The 17,625-nt window shown below is 30.7% G+C and carries 17 protein-coding genes; 1 reads left to right on the forward strand and 16 read right to left on the reverse strand.

The window, feature by feature from the left end:
* Positions 1-81 precede the first annotated feature (81 nt).
* From GXK57_RS14460 to GXK57_RS14485, 6 genes are all read right to left on the reverse strand, one after another.
* Positions 82-1,026: a transketolase family protein gene (locus tag GXK57_RS14460; protein ID WP_160677727.1), complete on the reverse strand. Its 945-nt coding sequence runs from the start codon at positions 1,024-1,026 to the stop codon at positions 82-84.
* Positions 1,026-1,850, reverse strand: coding sequence for a transketolase (locus GXK57_RS14465; protein ID WP_160677729.1), 825 nt, complete (start codon positions 1,848-1,850; stop codon positions 1,026-1,028). Before GXK57_RS14465 ends, GXK57_RS14460 begins: the two co-directional genes overlap by 1 nt.
* 410 nt (positions 1,851-2,260) lie before the next feature.
* The gene (locus tag GXK57_RS14470) at positions 2,261-4,540 is read right to left on the reverse strand and encodes a glycoside hydrolase family 65 protein (protein WP_160677731.1); all 2,280 of its coding nucleotides are present in this window, start codon (positions 4,538-4,540) and stop codon (positions 2,261-2,263) included.
* A gap of 47 nt (positions 4,541-4,587) precedes the next feature.
* Entirely contained in the window at positions 4,588-5,433 is an 846-nt protein-coding gene (locus GXK57_RS14475) for a carbohydrate ABC transporter permease (protein ID WP_160677815.1), read from the reverse strand.
* A complete protein-coding gene (locus GXK57_RS14480) occupies positions 5,433-6,311 on the reverse strand; it encodes a sugar ABC transporter permease (protein ID WP_160677733.1) in 879 nt (292 codons plus the stop codon). Before GXK57_RS14480 ends, GXK57_RS14475 begins: the two co-directional genes overlap by 1 nt.
* A 102-nt stretch (positions 6,312-6,413) precedes the next feature.
* The gene (locus GXK57_RS14485; RefSeq protein ID WP_160677735.1) at positions 6,414-7,646 is read right to left on the reverse strand and encodes an ABC transporter substrate-binding protein; all 1,233 of its coding nucleotides are present in this window, start codon (positions 7,644-7,646) and stop codon (positions 6,414-6,416) included.
* Between the two features lie 382 nt (positions 7,647-8,028).
* On the opposite strand from GXK57_RS14485, the gene GXK57_RS14490 reads away from it, so the two are divergent.
* On the forward strand, positions 8,029-8,760 hold the full coding sequence (locus tag GXK57_RS14490; RefSeq protein WP_160677737.1) for an AraC family transcriptional regulator: 732 nt from the start codon (positions 8,029-8,031) through the stop codon (positions 8,758-8,760).
* A 134-nt stretch (positions 8,761-8,894) separates the two neighbouring features.
* Here GXK57_RS14490 and GXK57_RS14495 read toward each other — a convergent pair whose 3' ends face one another.
* From GXK57_RS14495 to GXK57_RS14540, 10 genes are all read right to left on the reverse strand, one after another.
* Positions 8,895-9,248: a type II toxin-antitoxin system PemK/MazF family toxin gene (locus GXK57_RS14495; RefSeq protein ID WP_160677739.1), complete on the reverse strand. Its 354-nt coding sequence runs from the start codon at positions 9,246-9,248 to the stop codon at positions 8,895-8,897.
* An 8-nt stretch (positions 9,249-9,256) separates the two neighbouring features.
* Positions 9,257-9,496: a hypothetical protein gene (locus GXK57_RS14500; protein ID WP_128215697.1), complete on the reverse strand. Its 240-nt coding sequence runs from the start codon at positions 9,494-9,496 to the stop codon at positions 9,257-9,259.
* A 385-nt stretch (positions 9,497-9,881) separates the two neighbouring features.
* Complete coding sequence (locus GXK57_RS14505; protein ID WP_160677741.1) at positions 9,882-10,496, reverse strand: germination lipoprotein GerS-related protein; 615 nt, start codon at positions 10,494-10,496, stop codon at positions 9,882-9,884.
* 58 nt (positions 10,497-10,554) lie between these two features.
* Positions 10,555-12,057, reverse strand: a complete 1,503-nt coding sequence (locus tag GXK57_RS14510) for an NAD(P)H-hydrate dehydratase (protein WP_160677743.1) — start codon at positions 12,055-12,057, stop codon at positions 10,555-10,557.
* A gap of 1 nt (position 12,058) precedes the next feature.
* Positions 12,059-12,433 carry a holo-ACP synthase gene (gene acpS / locus GXK57_RS14515; RefSeq protein ID WP_160677745.1) on the reverse strand — a complete coding sequence of 125 codons (375 nt, stop codon included), beginning with the start codon at positions 12,431-12,433 and terminating at the stop codon, positions 12,059-12,061.
* Positions 12,434-12,689: 256 nt separating this feature from the next.
* Complete coding sequence (locus tag GXK57_RS14520; RefSeq protein ID WP_160677747.1) at positions 12,690-13,016, reverse strand: DUF6514 family protein; 327 nt, start codon at positions 13,014-13,016, stop codon at positions 12,690-12,692.
* A 251-nt stretch (positions 13,017-13,267) separates the two neighbouring features.
* Positions 13,268-13,834 (reverse strand): hypothetical protein, encoded by a 567-nt coding sequence (locus tag GXK57_RS14525; RefSeq protein ID WP_160677749.1) that lies wholly within the window; start codon positions 13,832-13,834, stop codon positions 13,268-13,270.
* Between the two features lie 64 nt (positions 13,835-13,898).
* Positions 13,899-15,140: a hypothetical protein gene (locus tag GXK57_RS14530; protein ID WP_160677751.1), complete on the reverse strand. Its 1,242-nt coding sequence runs from the start codon at positions 15,138-15,140 to the stop codon at positions 13,899-13,901.
* Positions 15,137-16,258: a DUF58 domain-containing protein gene (locus tag GXK57_RS14535; RefSeq protein ID WP_160677753.1), complete on the reverse strand. Its 1,122-nt coding sequence runs from the start codon at positions 16,256-16,258 to the stop codon at positions 15,137-15,139. Before GXK57_RS14535 ends, GXK57_RS14530 begins: the two co-directional genes overlap by 4 nt.
* Before the next feature lie 17 nt (positions 16,259-16,275).
* Complete coding sequence (locus GXK57_RS14540; protein ID WP_160677755.1) at positions 16,276-17,229, reverse strand: MoxR family ATPase; 954 nt, start codon at positions 17,227-17,229, stop codon at positions 16,276-16,278.
* Positions 17,230-17,625 lie beyond the last annotated feature (396 nt).

Raw genomic sequence — 17,625 nt, forward strand, 5'->3', positions numbered from 1 at the left:
AAACAGCATAGGATGTCCTACACTGTTATATTAATTGATTTAATTAAAATAATCTACTATTTTCTTTTATTTCCTTTTATTTTAGCCCTTTAACTCAATAACGCGCTTTATAGAAGCAATGATATCTTCTGTAGTAAGTCCATATGCTTTTAGCAATTCATCTGGCTTACCACTTTCACCAAAAGTATCTTTAACACCTACTCTGATTACTGGCACTGGAATATTCTCGCTTGCAACTTCACAAACTACTGATCCTAGTCCACCAATTATATTATGTTCCTCAGCAGTTACTATCGCGCCAGTTTCTCTTGCTGCTGATATTATAATTTCTTTATCAATTGGTTTTATTGTATGAATATTAATAACTGCTACATCTATTCCCTCTGTCTTTAGTGCTTCTTTAGCTTCTAAAGCCTTTTCAACCATTATTCCTGTAGCTATTATAGTAGCATCTTTCCCTTCAGAAAGTTTTACCCCTTTACCAATCTCGAACTTATAACCTGCATTGTCATTAATAGTAGAAACTGCAACTCTTCCTAATCTTACATAGCATGGACCTACATATTCAGCTACTGCATTTATAGCAGCCTCTGTTTCTATATCATCAGATGGATTTATAACAGTCATATTAGGAATGCTTCTCATTAGAGATAAATCTTCTATAGCTTGATGTGAAGCCCCATCTTCCCCTACAGTTAAACCTGCATGTGTAGCACATACTTTTACATTCAAGTTTGGGTAACATATAGAATTTCTTATCTGTTCAAAAGCTCTTCCAGCAGCAAACATTGCAAAAGTACTAACAAAAGGAATTTTATCACAAGTTGAAAGACCTGCAGCAACTCCCATCATATTTCCTTCTGCTATTCCCATATTTAAAAATCTTTCAGGAAACACCGCTTTGAAATCTGCTGTTTTAGTAGATTTAGAAAGGTCCGCGTCCAATACCACTACCTTTTGATTTGTCTTACCAAGCTCAGCAAGCGCCTTACCATAAGCTTCTCTCGTTGCAATCTTATTAGCCATTAGTTTTCCCCTCCTATTTCCTTTAGAGCGATCTCACATTGTTCCTTATTTGGTGCTGCTCCATGCCATCCAGCCTGATTTTCCATGAATGAAACACCTTTTCCTTTTATAGTCTTACATACAACTACAGTAGGTTTATCTTTAACACTTTTAGCTTCATCTATCGCATTGATTATTTGGTCTATATCATGACCATCTATATTTATAACATTCCATCCAAAGGCTAAAAACTTCTCTCCAATTGGAGCTGGATTCATTACTTTCTCTATCTCTCCATCTATCTGTAAGCCATTATTATCAACAAAAGCTGTTAAATTATCAAGTTTATAATGAGCCGCAGACATAGCAGCCTCCCAAACTTGTCCTTCTTCAAGTTCTCCATCTCCCAATAAAGCGTATACTCTATAAGCCTTATTATCTAGTTTTCCAGCAAGCGCCATACCAGTTGCTGCCGATATTCCTTGTCCTAAAGAACCTGTAGACATATCCACTCCTGGTACATCATTCATATTTGGGTGTCCTTGAAGCATAGAGCCTAATTTTCTAAGTCCATTTAGCTCTTCTACTGAGAAGAACCCTCTTCTAGCTAGTACACTATATAACACTGGAGCAGCATGTCCTTTAGATAAAACAAATCTATCCCTATGAGCCATCCTAGGATTTTTAGGATCTATATTCATTTCTTTAAAATAAAGAGTTGTTAATATATCTGCTGCTGAAAGCGATCCACCAGGATGACCTGATGCTGATTCTGTCAGCATAGAAATAATATCTTTTCTTACAACCCTAGCAATTTGTCTTAATTCATCAACTTTATTACTCATATTATCCCCCTTTAGGTCTTAGCCTATTATCTATATCATAGAAGTAAAACTTTATAACTAAATTTTAAGTTTGCAAGTTACATACCTGTATGTAATTGAAATTAATCTAGCATTAAAGTTGTACAGCTCTAAATATCATAATGTTAAACAGTTATGCCAAACCAATAAATATTTTATCATAGCTTTCCTAAATTGGATATACTTATTTTTTAAAAAAGTCGTTATTAAGATGATAATATAATATATGTGCTATACTATTTGCCAATATATCTTATTTATTACCCATAAAATTCTTATTTTAGAATAATAATCTCTATATTACTAGTTCTAACCAAAGGAATTTTATATTTTCTATACATAAAAAAAAAGCAGATGGGGCACTAATTACTTTTAGTTCCCCATCTCCTAGATTAATTTTGAACCTGTATTTTTTTACCTTCAGAAACTTCATACAATATACTATTAACTCTCAAATTGATACGACTGTCTCCTTCATTAATTATCTCTGTTTTATCCTTTTTCATAGAAACCGTAATGTGATTCCCCTTATACAAGAATCCAAAATTCAGTTGTTCCCATACCTCCGGCAACTTTGGAGATAGTGAAATATAATCTTCTTTTATCCTAAGCCCTGCGAAACCATATACGACAGCCATCCAGGTTCCCCCCATATTAGCAGTATGAATACCATCCTTTGTATTACCATGAGTATCATCCAAATCTAGTCTTGCTGTTTCAATAAAATACTTATATGCTAAATCAGCATATCCCACCTTTGACGCCATGATACTATATGCAGCGCAGGATAAGGACGAATCATGAGTTGTTATTTTTTCATAATAATCATAGGAATTCTTTATAGTATTAAAATCAACTTCATCTTCCACTAGGAAGTGTGCTAGAACTGTATCAGCTTGCTTTAGCACCTGATACCTATATATTGTTAGAGGATGATAATTTAATAGCAAAGGGTAGTTTTCACTAGGTGTATTTTCAAAATCCCATATAGCTTTATGTAAAAAAGAATCATCCTGCGGATTTATTTTTAACTCTTCATCATATGGTAAATACATATTTTTATAAGCTTCTTCAAAAAGCTTAACTTCTTCTTCTTCAATATTAATTCTTTTACTTAACTCTCTAATAAATTCTGAATCCTCATTTTTAAGTTTATTGTAAAGCTTATTTGCCCATTTTAAATTGAATTTTGCCATAACATTTGTATAGTAATTATTATTCACAATTGCTGTGTATTCATCAGGTCCCGTTACGGCATCTATCTTAAATAAATCTTTATCAAAATGCCCTATTTCAACCCATATCCTTGCAGTTTCAAAGATAACTTCCAATCCAAATTCCTTAATGAAATCTAAGTCACCAGTTGCTAAATAATATTGAATATAGGAATAAGCTATATCTCCATTAATATGATACTGGGCTGTGCCTGCTGGAAAATAAGATGAACACTCCTTGCCTATTATAGTTCTCCATGGATAGGCCGCGCCTTTTTTATGTCCCATCTCTAAGGCTCTTTGTCTAGCCAAGTCTAAAATATTATATCTATATCTTAAAAGTCCCTTTGCAAGTTTTGGGTAGCATAGTGTAAAAAATGGAAGGATGTATATTTCTGTATCCCAAAAGTAATGTCCTTCATATCCTTCACCACTCAAGCCTTTTGCAGTGATATTACTTCTATCATCTCTTCCTACTGCTTGAAATAGTTGATATAAGTTGTACTTGAGTCCTTGATGAAGCTTGTCATCCCCCTCAATATCAATATCAGCTAAATTCCAAAACTCCCTTAAATATTCCTCTTGAATTTTAACTAAAGTTTTAAATGGAGTCCCACTAATACTTTTCGCCTTCACTGCACCAGTACCTACTACATCTTCATGTCTTAGAGAATCCGTATATATATTATATTTTGTAAAATTGATCACCTTTTTACCTGGTTTAATTTTAAAAATAGTTTTTGCTTTTTTGTCTGTTTTTTCAAAAATACATTCGTACTTTGAATTACATACATGCTTTGTAGTAACTGCTACAATATTTTTTGCATTTTCTGTCTGCGAAACTATTTGCATAATTTCATCTTCAATTGTTATAGATTTTATAGACAATATTTTAGCATGCCCTGTACCTACTCTTGGATCATTATCATCTATAAAATTTTCTACATCTCCGCTAATTGAAGATTCTACAATTACTTCTTCATCAAAATTTACTTTCTCAATGTCGTAATTAACAGCAAATAACTCCAAATGTTCCAAAGATGCAAGCCTAGTTATCTTTATTTTTAGTTCTTTTCCGGATGGTGAAACCCACCATATTTCTCTTATATAGCATCCTTTTTTCATATCTAGATGTCTACTAAACCCTTTAAGGGTACCTTGAAAAACAGATAATTTTTGTCCATCAATTATTATATCTATATCCTGTGAATCAATTACATTTACAATCTTCTGCATACTATCAGGAAATGCATATGCTTTTTCACCATAGGCAATTGGTGACTCTTCATAAAATGCATTTATATATGTTCCTCTAATGGTTTTATATTGCTCAGGATACTTCTCTTCAAAGTTTCCTCTTATACCTATATATCCATTAGAGACATTAAATATACTTTCGTTCTTTAAAAGTTCGTTTGCCTCTAAACTATCATCACTTACAATCCATTCATTCTCCATTTCCTATTCTCTCTTTCCAATATAATTATGTTACTTAATCTTTTAAGCTATTTAACCGCTCCAGCCATAACTCCCTTTATTATATGTTTCTGAGAAACTAAGTAAAAAATTACAACTGGTATAACTGTCAAAACTAATCCTGCCATAGCTAAATTCCACTGAATTGTAAATTCTCCAAAGAAGTAAAATGTTGAAAGTGGTATTGTTCTAAGTTCTGGGTCTCTTAATACTAGTGATGGTAATAAATAATCATTCCATATACTAATAACATTTAAAATAGCTACAGTAATTGTAATTGGTTTTAAGGTCGGAAATACTATTCTCCAAAACAATTGAAATTTATTACACCCATCTATCATTGCAGCTTCTTCTAATGCACGAGGAACACTCTTAATAAATCCATGATATAGAAAGACTGCAAGACTTGTTCCAAACCCAACATTCATAAAAATAAGTCCATAAAAAGTGTTAATCATAGAGAAGCCAAGTGAAGGTATTTCCCATTTACTCATATACTGCATCAGAGGGATCATAACTGATTGAAACGGTATAAGCATGGTTACAACTAGCATTAAAAGTATTATATTTGCAATTTTTGACTTACTACGAACTAGGGCCCATGCTGTCATAGAAGAAAATACTATAATTAAAACAGTACTTATTACTGTTACAATTATAGAATTAGTTAAAGCATGAAGAAAATTCATTTTATCTATTGCTTGTAGATAATATGAAAAATCAAAAGCTTTAGGTAATCCAAGTGTATCAGTAAATATCTGTTCTCTTCCTTTAAATGAATTTACTAACATGATATATATAGGAAATAAAGTCATTATTGCTACAATGATTGCAAGGATAAAAAAGATTTTATATGCTTTCGACTTTGACTTCATCACATTTCAACCTCTTTCTTTTTAGTAATGGAAATTTGTATTATAGTAATTATCATAATAACTAAGAAAAACATTATAGATTTAGCTTGTGCCTCAGCATATTTGTTATATCCAAAGGCTGTTGAAAATATATTCATACTAATAAGCTCCGTTGATCCAAAAGGGCCACCGTTGGTTAAAGACAGATTCGTATCGTATTGCTTAAAGGAATTTGCTAGAGTAACAAACAAGCTTACTGTAAAAGCAGGGGCTATAAGTGGTACAGTTACTTTTCTAAATTTAGTCCATGCACTTGCTCCATCAATGTCTGCTGCTTCCAAGACTTCATCTGATATACTTTCAATGGAAGCAATATATATTATCATCACATACCCAGCCATTTGCCACACACCTACTATAACCAATGCCCAAAAGGCAGCAGTAGGATTGTCTAGCCAATTGAAAAATATCTTTGAAGTATGCGTCATTTGCCCTAAGCTCTCAAATAGCTTTGTAAATATAAACTTCCATATAAAACCAAGTATTAACCCACCAATTAAATTCGGTAAGAAATATACAGCCCTAAATACATTTTTAAACTTAACCTTTGATGTTACAAGCATTGCAAGTGAAAGTCCAACAATATTAACTAAAATGGTCATAGCAATAACATATTTTGTTGTTAATAAAAAAGAGGTAGCGAATTTTCCATCTTGAAAAGCTGAAATATAATTTTTTATTCCTACAAAACTAGCCCCTGTAAAAGCAAATCCATCCCAATTAGTAAATGAATATATGACTCCCATTATGAACGGGATAATGACAACATTCACAAATATAAACAAAGATGGAATAACAAATAAGGCCGTAGTTATTTTATTTTTATACTTTTTATTCATTATTTTCGCTCCATTTCTAACCTTATTTCTATTTTCTACACCTTAACTAATCTTTATATACCTTAAAAGCCTCAAGTGAGGCTTTTAAGGTTACATCAAATACTATTTTTTAGCCGCGTTTACCCAAACCTTTTGTATTTCATCTAGTAATTGGTCTGAATTAGCTTGACCAGCATAGAATTTTTCCATAGCACTTGTACAATCCTTATCAACACCTGCAGGGAATAGGTTAAATGTCCATGGAACTGTTTTTCCTGCATCTGAATACTTAGAAACCTCTTTTGAAAGAACACTTAATTTACTTGTATCAAAACCATTGTATGCTGGAATAACTTTAAATTTATCGGTTACAATCTTCTGTCCATCTTTAGTAGTTAATAACCAATCTAAGAACTTGATAGCACCAGCTTGTTGTTCTTTTGTAGACGCATTATTTACATGGAAGAAGTTTGTATTACCCACTGCAAGGGAAGTATTACCATTTGCAGGCATTGCAATCATACCATAATCAAAACTTACCTTATATTGATCAATAATTGATTGAGCCCAGTTACCTTGATGAATCATAGCATATTTACCTTGTGCAAAGCCTGCAACTTGATCATCATAAGTATCCTTAGCCAAATTTGTATATGGTTCTAACTTTTGTAAGTCCTCAGCATATTTCTTAACTTCCGGTACATCCTTTAAATTTAATTGTCCACTAACAACCTTAGGTATAATTTCTTTATAGTTGCTCATAGTTGCAAATGGCCAGTTAAATGGATGCATAAATTGGAAGTAAGTCTCTTTTGCAAAAGCAAGAGGCTTATTTACTCCCTTAACTTTTGAGAGTTTTTCACAAGCTGAAATTAAATCATCCATACTTTTGATACTTTCAGCATCTATTCCTGCATCTTTAAACATTTGCTTGTTATACACAAGTCCAATTCCTTCAACCGCTAATGGTAGTCCATATAATTTGCCATCCTTCATAGTATCTTCAGCCTGTCCTTTAGCAATATTCTTAGCTGCAGCTGCTGAATCCATAGGCGCCATGTACTTGAAGAATTTTTCAAATTCACTTCCACTGTTGCACGTGAATATCGTAGGCGCCTTAGCAGGACTTGATGCAAATTGTGATTGTAATGTAGTAACCAAATTATCTCCTGCTGCTCCTAATACCTTTACTTCCACATCACTTTGAGAAGAATTAAACTGTTTAGCTGCATTTTCAAGTTCAGGTTGAATTTCAACCTTATTTTGAATCAATGTAACTTCTGTTTTTCCTGACTTTGAACTTGATCCTCCACCATTAGAGCCACATCCTACCATAGTTGTTAATGCCACTGCCATAACACAGATAACGCTTAATATTTTTTTGTTTTCATACTACTTCCCCCTATTTTTAATTCTCAAAATATTATTTTTTTAATATAAATATTTATTATTATCTTTTTTTAAGGTATAAACTTTATTAAACGTTTACAAGAATAACATAAATACATTTCACTAATTAAATTTTCTTAGTTAATGATAATAAAATTATAAGTTATTTAATTAGGTGGACTATAATACTAAATTACATAAAACAAGCACTTCTCTACATTTGCAGCACCGCTGTATTTAAATTAATTAATGCTTACATTGACATTGTATCCAAAAAATCCTATAATTTTTATACAATATTAATAACTTTTGCACTTTTTTAAGATTACTTTTTGAGGTGATATAAAGAATGAAAAGTATTTATAAAAAAATCGAGGATACTATGGCTAAAAATAGATATGCCTCATATATCCATCCACCTTACGAACTTGAATCTAAATTAGTACAATGTATTCAGCAGTTGGATGGCGAAACTGCTATCTATATTCTACAAAAAATTAATTCACTTGAAAGAGCTCAGTTATCTAAACAGCCATTAACCTCTCTTAAGTATTCCATTGTAGGTTCTTGCGCAATCTTTACTAGGGCTGCGATAGAAGTTGGTTTGGACACTGAGACAGCATTTATATTAAGCGATTATTATATAAATTTAATAGATGAAACTTCCAATGTTAACGCACTACAGGAACTGGAATATTCTATGTTGAATGATTTTATTAATGTTTCCAAAAGATACAAGCAGTATTTTTATAACCCACTTATAAATAGAGTAATAGAATATATAAAAAAGAATATAGAAAATCCTTTATCTCTTCAAGAGATATCAACTTTTGCAAAGGTACATCCTAATTACCTTTCTGCTGCTTTTAAAAAAGAAGTTGGCAAGACTTTATCGGGGTATATTAGTGAGGTTAAGATAGCAGCTATAAAACTTTATCTCAATAACACTGACTTGTCTGTGACTGAAATCAGTCATATTTTTAACTTTAATCATATAACATACTTTTCACGTTTCTTTAAGAAACATATAGGGCTTACTCCAATGGAATATAGAAAACAAATCTTAACTGCAACAGTTTAATACTCCATAAATAAATTCTCCTATGAAAACCAAAGATAAAATTCAGATATAACATTCATAAAGTAGTTATTATAAAAACAGGGGCTGTAGCATCAACGTTTTCTACACGCTAATGCAACAGCCCCTCCAAATATCTAATCTAATGATAAACTTATTAGTAAAGCTCTATTAACCTTTTTCATATCATCATCAGTCATATGACCAATTTTCTCTTTTAATCTTTTTTTATCTAAAGTACGTACCTGCTCTAACAATACAACCGAATCCCTATTAAGACCATACTCTTCTGAAGATATCTCAACATGAGTAGGAAGCTTAGCTTTATTTATTTGAGATGTTATAGCAGCAACAATTACAGTTGGACTATACTTATTGCCTATATCATTTTGTACAATTATCACAGGTCTTATGCCACCTTGTTCTGAACCTATTACAGGACTTAGATCTGCATAAAATATATCTCCTCTTTTTACATTTGTCCCCGTCATTACATATATCACACTCCGAATAGCCATGTCTCATATTCAATAGTATTTTTAAGTTCTGATGAAACACCAAATTCAGCAAGTTCAGAATTTATACTTGCCATTTCTTCATAACCTTTTTTCATCAACAAATAAAATTTTGATTCTTCATCGTCCTCATTATATGATATTAAATTTGCATCATTTAATTGACTATAAATTTCATATTTTTTTTTCAATGCATTATTTCCCTTATTCTTTGAATATGACATGATTCTCCCATCTCCTCAGAGTTATAAAAAGAATGATATATGTATAAGTAAATTATAGCAAATTATGTCACAATGTCAAAGAATTTTCATCTTTCAGTATTCTATTTTTACTTTTTTTTACATTTATTTTTAAATTTATTTATTTAAATGTAAGATTAATCAAAAGTTTTTTATCAACTTTAGTGATAGTATTATAAGACCTTTATTCCAATTCCATATTCTATGTACATACTCTCGGAAATCTCCCCATACAGTTGAAAATATATATTTACAAACATTAACCCTATGCTCAATCTCCTTAAGTATTATAATTCTTATGTTTTTCTTCATCATAACTTTTCTTGATAAAACAGCAAAAGTTTATTTTATATTTATATGTCAAATACTATATTTCAAACAGCTTTTTATCAACGTTCTTCAGTTTCTTAAAATTACTATAAACTATTTTCCCACGCTCACTTCCTTTCTTATCATATATTATCAACTCTTTAGGCACTCTATTTTCACTATCTATTATCAATAACTGTTTGTCCATATTTTCATTGCCATTCAGCATGGAAAACTCAACCATCAAATACCTTATGCCATTAATATCCTTATAATAGTATTTAATCTCATTATCTAGTACGATATATTTTCTAATCTCATCCATAAACGCTAACTTATAAAACTGATCAGAATCCTTGTCCATTTCGTATTGTCTGTTTGAGTTTATATCTTTTATATAGATTTTGTTTTCTTTATAAAGATTTATCCTTCCATCTTTAAACTCTATCTTTGTCCCTTGTGTTTTGTCATACCACTGAGTAGTATCATACTTCACTTCACCTCTTGAACTTATAGCCGTATAAGAGACGTCTGTAGTGTATGCACCTATTTCTTTAATCTCATCTAGAATTTCCTCTGGTGTAATATTAAAAAACCTTTGATAAGCAGCAAATATTGATACTGCTGCTATTATTAAGAATAATAATATTAATAATAGTCTATTTTTTTTCATAAATCCTCCTACATTATGACTACATTAATACTATTATTAAAGAAGGAGTGATTTTATTCTATTTTAGCTGTATTTCTTTTATTATTGACGATATATTGTCCATGATATGACTAGCATTAACGCAATACATGGACTCTGATAATGAATTTCCTATATAACCGTGTATATAAGCACTTATTGCTGCTGCTTCAAGCATAGAAACTCCTTGTGCTATAAAGCTTGCTATAATACCAGTTAAGCAATCACCCATTCCACCTGAAGCCATGGAACTATTTCCAGTGGGATTTACATAAGTTTTATTTCCATCTGTTATTATTGTATTGTACCCCTTTAATAATACCACCACTTTGTATTTAATGGCAAATTCTCTTGATACTTCCAGTCTATTTTCCTTTATATATTCCCTTGAATATCCTGTCAAGGTAGCCATTTCTCCTATATGTGGTGTGATTACAACTGGAAGATTATTATTTATCAGCAATTCTTTTTGATCCTTCAAAACATTTATACCATCTGCATCTATAACTAGTGGACATGTAGACCTATTTAATACTTTTTTCAATAAATCTAGGGTTAATTTTGTATCTCCCATTCCTGGTCCTATTGCTATACAATCACTTCTATCAATAAGTCTAAATAAATCTTCTTCATCCTCATAGCTGGAAGTCATAGCTTCTGTAAGCTTTGTTGATAATATCTTTTGCAAATCTGGTGAAGTACATAAAGTAGCCAATCCTACTCCACTTCTAACTGCACTATTAACAGTAATATATGCAGCACCAGAAAAACCTGAAGATCCTGCCAAAACTAACACTTTGCCGTAATCCCCTTTATATCCATACTTATTTCTATTTGGTATGTACTTCTTCACCATTTCCTCTGTAATCATGAAAATATTATCGTTATATTGATCCATTATATCATCTGTTATTCCGATGTTCTCTATAATTATATGGCCAGTATATTTGCTAGTCCCCCAAGTTAAAAAACCTTTTTTAAAAAATTGAAAGGTTATAGTCTTATCAGCCTCAATGCAGTTACCAAGGACCTTTCCAGTATTACAATCCATGCCTGATGGAGTATCAATAGAAACTATATAATTACTATTCTCGTTTATAACAGAGATTACATCTATATAAAACTCTGACAAATTTCGGCTTAAACCGGTTCCAAATATAGCATCTATTGTTGCATCGCTATTTAGTAAAGATTCTCTAAGTTGAGAGCAGTCCTCAATGTTATTTAAGCCATATACTTTTATGCCTAAATTCTTAAGTATACTATAATTCATAGAACAATCATCAGATAATTTACCATTTAAATCAATTAAAAATACATCAATGCTCTTACCTAAAGCCTTAAGATGCCTAGCTAAAGCTAATCCATCTCCTCCATTATTTCCATTACCGCAAACAATTACAAAATTCTTATGAATTTTTAAATCTAAATTGCTTAAAACTTTTAAAGCTGCATTTTCCATCAGAACAATACTAGGTATGCCTATCTTCTCTATACAGTATTGATCTATCTTTCTAATATTTTCAGAGGATCCTATTCTCATTTTATTCTCCCTCCAATACAGCAAACGCAATAGCATCAGTTTTATTATGAGATATGCTTACATGCACTAATTTAACATTCTTCAAGTCAGCTATTATTCTAGCTCTTCCATATAAATTCACTTCTGGTTTTCCGATTTCATTTCTAAGAATCTCTATGTCTTTTAATTGAAATCCTCTTATTCCAGTTCCTAGTGCTTTACTTATAGCTTCTTTTGCCGCAAAATTACCAGCTATTGACTCCATTCTCATATTTCTCTGAACAAATAAACTTATTTCTCTTTCACTGAATGCTTTATTCATAAATGATTTAGTTCTTTCAACAGCTCTCTTTACTCTCTCTATTTCAATAATATCTACTCCAGTTCCTATAATCATCCGCTCACCCCTAAACATATTTGAAAATCTTATTATAAACTACAGTTTGCTTTACTAAAGAGTTACTATATAGAAACTTAATTTATACTTGTTCGAAAATCTCGGCTTTTGGGGATTTTCGGGCATGTATAAATTGATAGTTGAGTTAGGAACTCTATATTATTTTATAGCTAATAAAAGATATTTCAAAGTTGTACTAAGGATAAACTGCAAAATATTAAGGAAAGCAATTACTTTCCTTAAGAAAAAGAATATATTAATTTGCAACAGACAGATAGCATGTACTGAAATCTTCTACTAGCTCATCTACTCTTTCTCCAAGTATATCAATCAAATGAATAGGAGATACTTGATTTTCATAAACCAAATTTAACAACTTGTATACACTATCGTATATTGGTGAAATCTTGTCTATAGAGTCTCTTTCTATATTAACAATTTTATTATCGCAGTAATCAACTCTCTCTACTTCAATTCCATATACAGGTGTGCTTTTAAAGTCAGATTTGATAAGTCTGTAAGAATAGTCACATTCCCTGTTGTCAATGTTTACCTTTCTCCATAAATTTTCAACAACCATCATAAAATTACCCCCTTAAGTCTTATAAACCATGTTATAGAACTCATAGGAATATCCTAACACTAATTATTTTATTTTTGTGTCAAATGATGGTTTGTCAAAAATTTTTTTCTCTTTAAAATATGACACAATATTTTAAAAACGTCAGTTGATAATCCTATATCTGCGTCATATGGAAAATTAATACTGTAAATTGTCATGAGAAACAAACAAAACTTGACGAATCCATGCTTTTTTTGTAAACAACTTTTATATTATTTTATTATCTGCTTTAATCCTATATTAATTCCTAAGTATCTGCAGATATCCTCTACTATTAGCAAAGCCGCAATCTTTAAAGGGAGATTATCTATAGAATCATCCTCAAGCTTTAAAGTCTTTTTATAAAATTCTCCTAACTCTTTTTTGTACTTCATTTCTTTATATATCTCATTTAATATAGACACCACTACTTCATAACATACCTGAATAAAATCTTTTTGCACATCTTCACTATTGTTAACCACAGATTTTATTATGTAATTTAATCTCTTATTACTATACTTCTCCTCTATCTCTGCCGTAAACCTGTCTCCGATATAAGTTCCTAGTAAATCTTCATCAAAAATTGCAATTTCTCCATCGGTATTAAAGAATAGCACAAAATCCGCTGCTACTTTTCCTTCCTTGGTAATATCACTAATTAATTGACTCATCTGCTTACTAAAGCCACTAGTGTACTTTGCATCCAACAAAAAATAGGATAACTCTCTAGAAGAAGCTACCCTTACAAAGTCAGAAAAATTATTATATGTTTTCTTCATAAAATCATTATTTCTCATTATTTAACCTCCCTTGCAATTCAAGTAGTATTTTTATCCAAAGGAGATTATTTTATTCAAGAATTTATACCTTTTTAATATCTTTTATCTGTTTTTTTAATCCTTTATAGTTTTCTTCATATTCTTTTATTACCTCTTCACTAATCTCATGTGAAGAAAATTTAGCTTCATTATAGGTATCAATTATATGCTTAAATTCCTTATCTCTATCTATATAGGCCTTTGATATATTAAATAATTGACTTGCAGTCATACTTCTTTTAAATATATTTTTCTTATAGGTATCTTTTTGTATATTATAAAATATCTCTAGTATCTTTCCGTTCGGTCCGGACCAATTATTTTTTTTAATTCCTTTACCATTACCTGCCAATTCCTCTAAACTTTCTCTCTCTATCCCTCCAAGAGTCTCAATGTTCCTCTGCTTATCCTTACTTCTCTTCAATATTACTTTAAACATAATTATAAAAAACATAATTATAAGAAGAATAAATATAATTTTTAATACTAGGTTAGTAGTAACACCACTATAGTCGCCAACCTTTAATTGATTATCTACTGTCTTAGCTCCATTATCAGCGCTTTCGGTTGTCTTAGTATTAGCTAATAATCCTTGTAGCACTTTTATAGGATACTCAAGCAATAATGATATAACATAGATAAATGTTATAGGAATCCATTCAATTTTCTTATATAATATTTTAATAATATTCAACAGAAAGGTGTATATATAGGGATTAAATAAAAATAAAGATAACACAATTATTATTATATAACTTTTTGCTTTTTTAGAACTTTCAAGTTTATATTGAAATGCTCTTGAAGCTCTTAATAGGATAATACCTGTAATCAAGAACAGCATATAAAATGGATATAAGTAGGCATTAACTTCTTTAGATACAAAGAAAGAGATTACTATTCCTATGACTAAAAATATTACTAAATTTCTTAGCCTGATTTTATAAAAATCTCTTGTTATAGATCCAACTTCCCCTCCAAATAATAGGACTTCTTGAATTAAAACTATTAGCTGTAAGGTTAAGTTATCTCCTATTCCAAATATAATACATAATGTAATAAAATATAATATATTATGAACTACTATAATAATTTTATATCCATTCTTCTTACTTATTTTATTATTCATATAATAAAATAGAAACATGAACAATATTGTAATAACATAAACAATGAAATTAGGTTCCACTCCACCTATAGCATTTAACAGAATTGATGAAATTATAAACGCGAAAGTAGATACTAAAATACCGTATATTACTTTAATAAATCTATATAAATTCATCATCTTCCCTCCCCGCTTAGATGTAACTTTTCAACTCCAGGAATATTAATATCTCCTTGCTTTGATATATCTATAATCTTTATAAGTATCCCCTTACTTCTTAATATATTTATTACTGACGCTGATTCATTATCAATATATGAAGTGATAAGTAGATACACTGTATTTATGTCAAATTTATCTCTCTTATTGTATATATAGTCACTGAAGGAGAACTTTGTATTCACATCTATCCTTGAACAATATTCTAAAAATCTTTCAACTGATGAAGTAGACGGAGGCAATTCGTTGCCGTGTTTTCCAAAATAACTTACGATCTGTCCATTGGTCCATATTCCTGTAGCAACACCTCCATTTATAAGTTCCTTACCTATTGAAGCCATCAATTCTATTCCGCTTTCAATATTATTACCTTCATACACATTCCAAAATGGTGTTGTAGTCTGAGTGTTAAATAAAAAGGTAACTTGTCTATCAGAGGTAAAGTCATATTCTCTTACCATTAGTTTTCCCATTCTTATTGAGGAATTCCAATGTATATCTTTCATCCTATGATCTGTGGTATACTCCCTAATGCCTTTTACATACAATGGATCTTGAAATATCCACCTCTTCACTATTATATCGCCTAAAAGACTGTTGTTATTAAATTGTAGTTCTGAAAGATTCTTAACTTTTGGGTATACTATTATTTCAATATAATCTTCAAATTCACGAATATCTTCGGCCAATCCAAAAATATCTCCTATGGATACTTTTATGTTTTTTAAATAATATATCCCTCTTTTATTTGATGAAAATTTATAATTAAACTTTAGCCTTTCTACTGCTCCGATATTAAAAACATTGGAATAAGATTTTACATCACCTATTCTCTCACTATATGATTGGCCTATTCTTTCTAATTCCAATGGAACTTGTTCCTCAACATGAACAAAGGGTATAAATATCTTAGAGAAGTTTTCAAAATACATCTTTGCATTTATTTCTTGCCCAGGATACATTGATTTTTTATCAATCTTTCTAAATATTGATAGGTTTCTAAATGCATTTCTTCTTATCTTTTCTGCTATTATAGAAATTATTGATATAGAAAAAAATAATATTAATATACCACCCACGTCAGCACCTCACTGGATTACAGCTTTTCTAAAGGAGTATCTATCTTATTTAATATATCTTCTAAAATCTTTTCTTGAGAATCACTTCTAGAGGTTCCAATAGAGGACTTTACAGTTAAACGGTGAGACACAATGCTTACTGCTATGCTCTTAATATCTTCAGGTATTACATAATCTCTGCCACTAATTGCTGCCAAAGCTTGAGCTCCCCTCATTAAGTTTAAAGTAGCTCTAGGAGATGCTCCTAACTCTATATCATAGCTCTTTCTTGTTTCTGAAATTATATCAAGTATATAACTCTTAATCTCTTCACTTACGCTTATTTCTGAGTAATGTTTTTGTACATATATTATATCTTCCATAGATATAACCGCTTTCAAATCTTCTAAAGGATCTTCATTCATGTATTTATTTAATATTGCCCTCTCTTCCTCATACTCAGGATACCCCATAGAAAGTCTCATAAAAAACCTATCCATCTGTGCTTCAGGAAGCGGGAATGTACCAAACTGCTCAATAGGATTCTGAGTTGCTATTACAAAGAAAGGGCTATCAAGCTTTAAGGTATTTCCTTCAATAGTAACTTGCCTTTCTTCCATGCACTCAAGTAAAGCTGACTGAGTTCTAGGTGTGGCCCTATTTATTTCGTCTGCAAGGACTATGTTACTCATCAACGGTCCCTTTTTCAGTTCAAACTCACCTGTTTTTTGGTTATAGAAGTATATTCCAGTCAGATCAGACGGTAAAAGATCCGGCGTAAACTGAACTCTTTTAAATGTACAGTTTAAAGTCTTCGATAAGGCTTTTGAAAGCTTGGTTTTACCTAGTCCAGGTATGTCCTCTAGAAGAACATGTCCAGAACAAATAAAAGCTACAATTATTTTATCAATCTTTTCCTCTTTTCCTACTATTACTTTTCCAATATTATTTTGAATTTTTTCTCTAAACTTTACAAAATTACTTATTTCCATATAATTCAGGTAATCTAGCGCTTACCCTTCGCCCCCTTTAAACAAATAATTACTAATATTAATATTTATATATAATTATAACTATAGAGTTCAAGCATTTGCAACTTTAGTGAGCTATTATATCTATGTTAAATAAAAAACTTTCAAAATATTAATTATTTATTGTATTTTTCGAAAACTTATCTAAGTTTTATTTTTATGCATCTGCCTTTTCTTAACCTTATGTTAAGAAATTCTGGCAGGCTACATATTTTTTACTGTTTACCCTAAGTTACTGTTCTAAAACCTTTATATCCCTAGGTTTAGATAACAAAAATTGCATACTTTTAACAGTAAAAAAAGCAAATGGAGCTGGTTAACCAACTCCATTTGCTTCTTATCTCACCTAAATTCCCA

The organism is Clostridium sp. C8-1-8 (assembly GCF_009928445.1).
In the GTDB taxonomy this organism is placed as follows: Bacteria; Bacillota; Clostridia; order Clostridiales; family Clostridiaceae; genus Clostridium_AR.

What these genes read in the sequence shown, in the direction of transcription:
- GXK57_RS14510 (WP_160677743.1), bottom strand. Translation starts at nt 12,057, where the DNA reads ATGAGAATAGGATCCTCTGAAAATATTAGAAAGATAGATCAATACTGT.
- GXK57_RS14465 (WP_160677729.1), bottom strand. Translation starts at nt 1,850, where the DNA reads ATGAGTAATAAAGTTGATGAATTAAGACAAATTGCTAGGGTTGTAAGA.
- GXK57_RS14470 (WP_160677731.1), bottom strand. Translation starts at nt 4,540, where the DNA reads ATGGAGAATGAATGGATTGTAAGTGATGATAGTTTAGAGGCAAACGAA.
- GXK57_RS14460 (WP_160677727.1), bottom strand. Translation starts at nt 1,026, where the DNA reads ATGGCTAATAAGATTGCAACGAGAGAAGCTTATGGTAAGGCGCTTGCT.
- GXK57_RS14530 (WP_160677751.1), bottom strand. Translation starts at nt 15,140, where the DNA reads ATGATGAATTTATATAGATTTATTAAAGTAATATACGGTATTTTAGTA.
- GXK57_RS14480 (WP_160677733.1), bottom strand. Translation starts at nt 6,311, where the DNA reads ATGAATAAAAAGTATAAAAATAAAATAACTACGGCCTTATTTGTTATT.
- GXK57_RS14495 (WP_160677739.1), bottom strand. Translation starts at nt 9,248, where the DNA reads ATGACGGGGACAAATGTAAAAAGAGGAGATATATTTTATGCAGATCTA.
- GXK57_RS14525 (WP_160677749.1), bottom strand. Translation starts at nt 13,834, where the DNA reads ATGAGAAATAATGATTTTATGAAGAAAACATATAATAATTTTTCTGAC.
- GXK57_RS14520 (WP_160677747.1), bottom strand. Translation starts at nt 13,016, where the DNA reads ATGATGGTTGTTGAAAATTTATGGAGAAAGGTAAACATTGACAACAGG.
- GXK57_RS14505 (WP_160677741.1), bottom strand. Translation starts at nt 10,496, where the DNA reads ATGAAAAAAAATAGACTATTATTAATATTATTATTCTTAATAATAGCA.
- GXK57_RS14500 (WP_128215697.1), bottom strand. Translation starts at nt 9,496, where the DNA reads ATGTCATATTCAAAGAATAAGGGAAATAATGCATTGAAAAAAAAATAT.
- acpS (WP_160677745.1), bottom strand. Translation starts at nt 12,433, where the DNA reads ATGATTATAGGAACTGGAGTAGATATTATTGAAATAGAGAGAGTAAAG.
- GXK57_RS14540 (WP_160677755.1), bottom strand. Translation starts at nt 17,229, where the DNA reads ATGGAAATAAGTAATTTTGTAAAGTTTAGAGAAAAAATTCAAAATAAT.
- GXK57_RS14490 (WP_160677737.1), top strand. Translation starts at nt 8,029, where the DNA reads ATGAAAAGTATTTATAAAAAAATCGAGGATACTATGGCTAAAAATAGA.
- GXK57_RS14475 (WP_160677815.1), bottom strand. Translation starts at nt 5,433, where the DNA reads ATGAAGTCAAAGTCGAAAGCATATAAAATCTTTTTTATCCTTGCAATC.
- GXK57_RS14485 (WP_160677735.1), bottom strand. Translation starts at nt 7,646, where the DNA reads ATGGCAGTGGCATTAACAACTATGGTAGGATGTGGCTCTAATGGTGGA.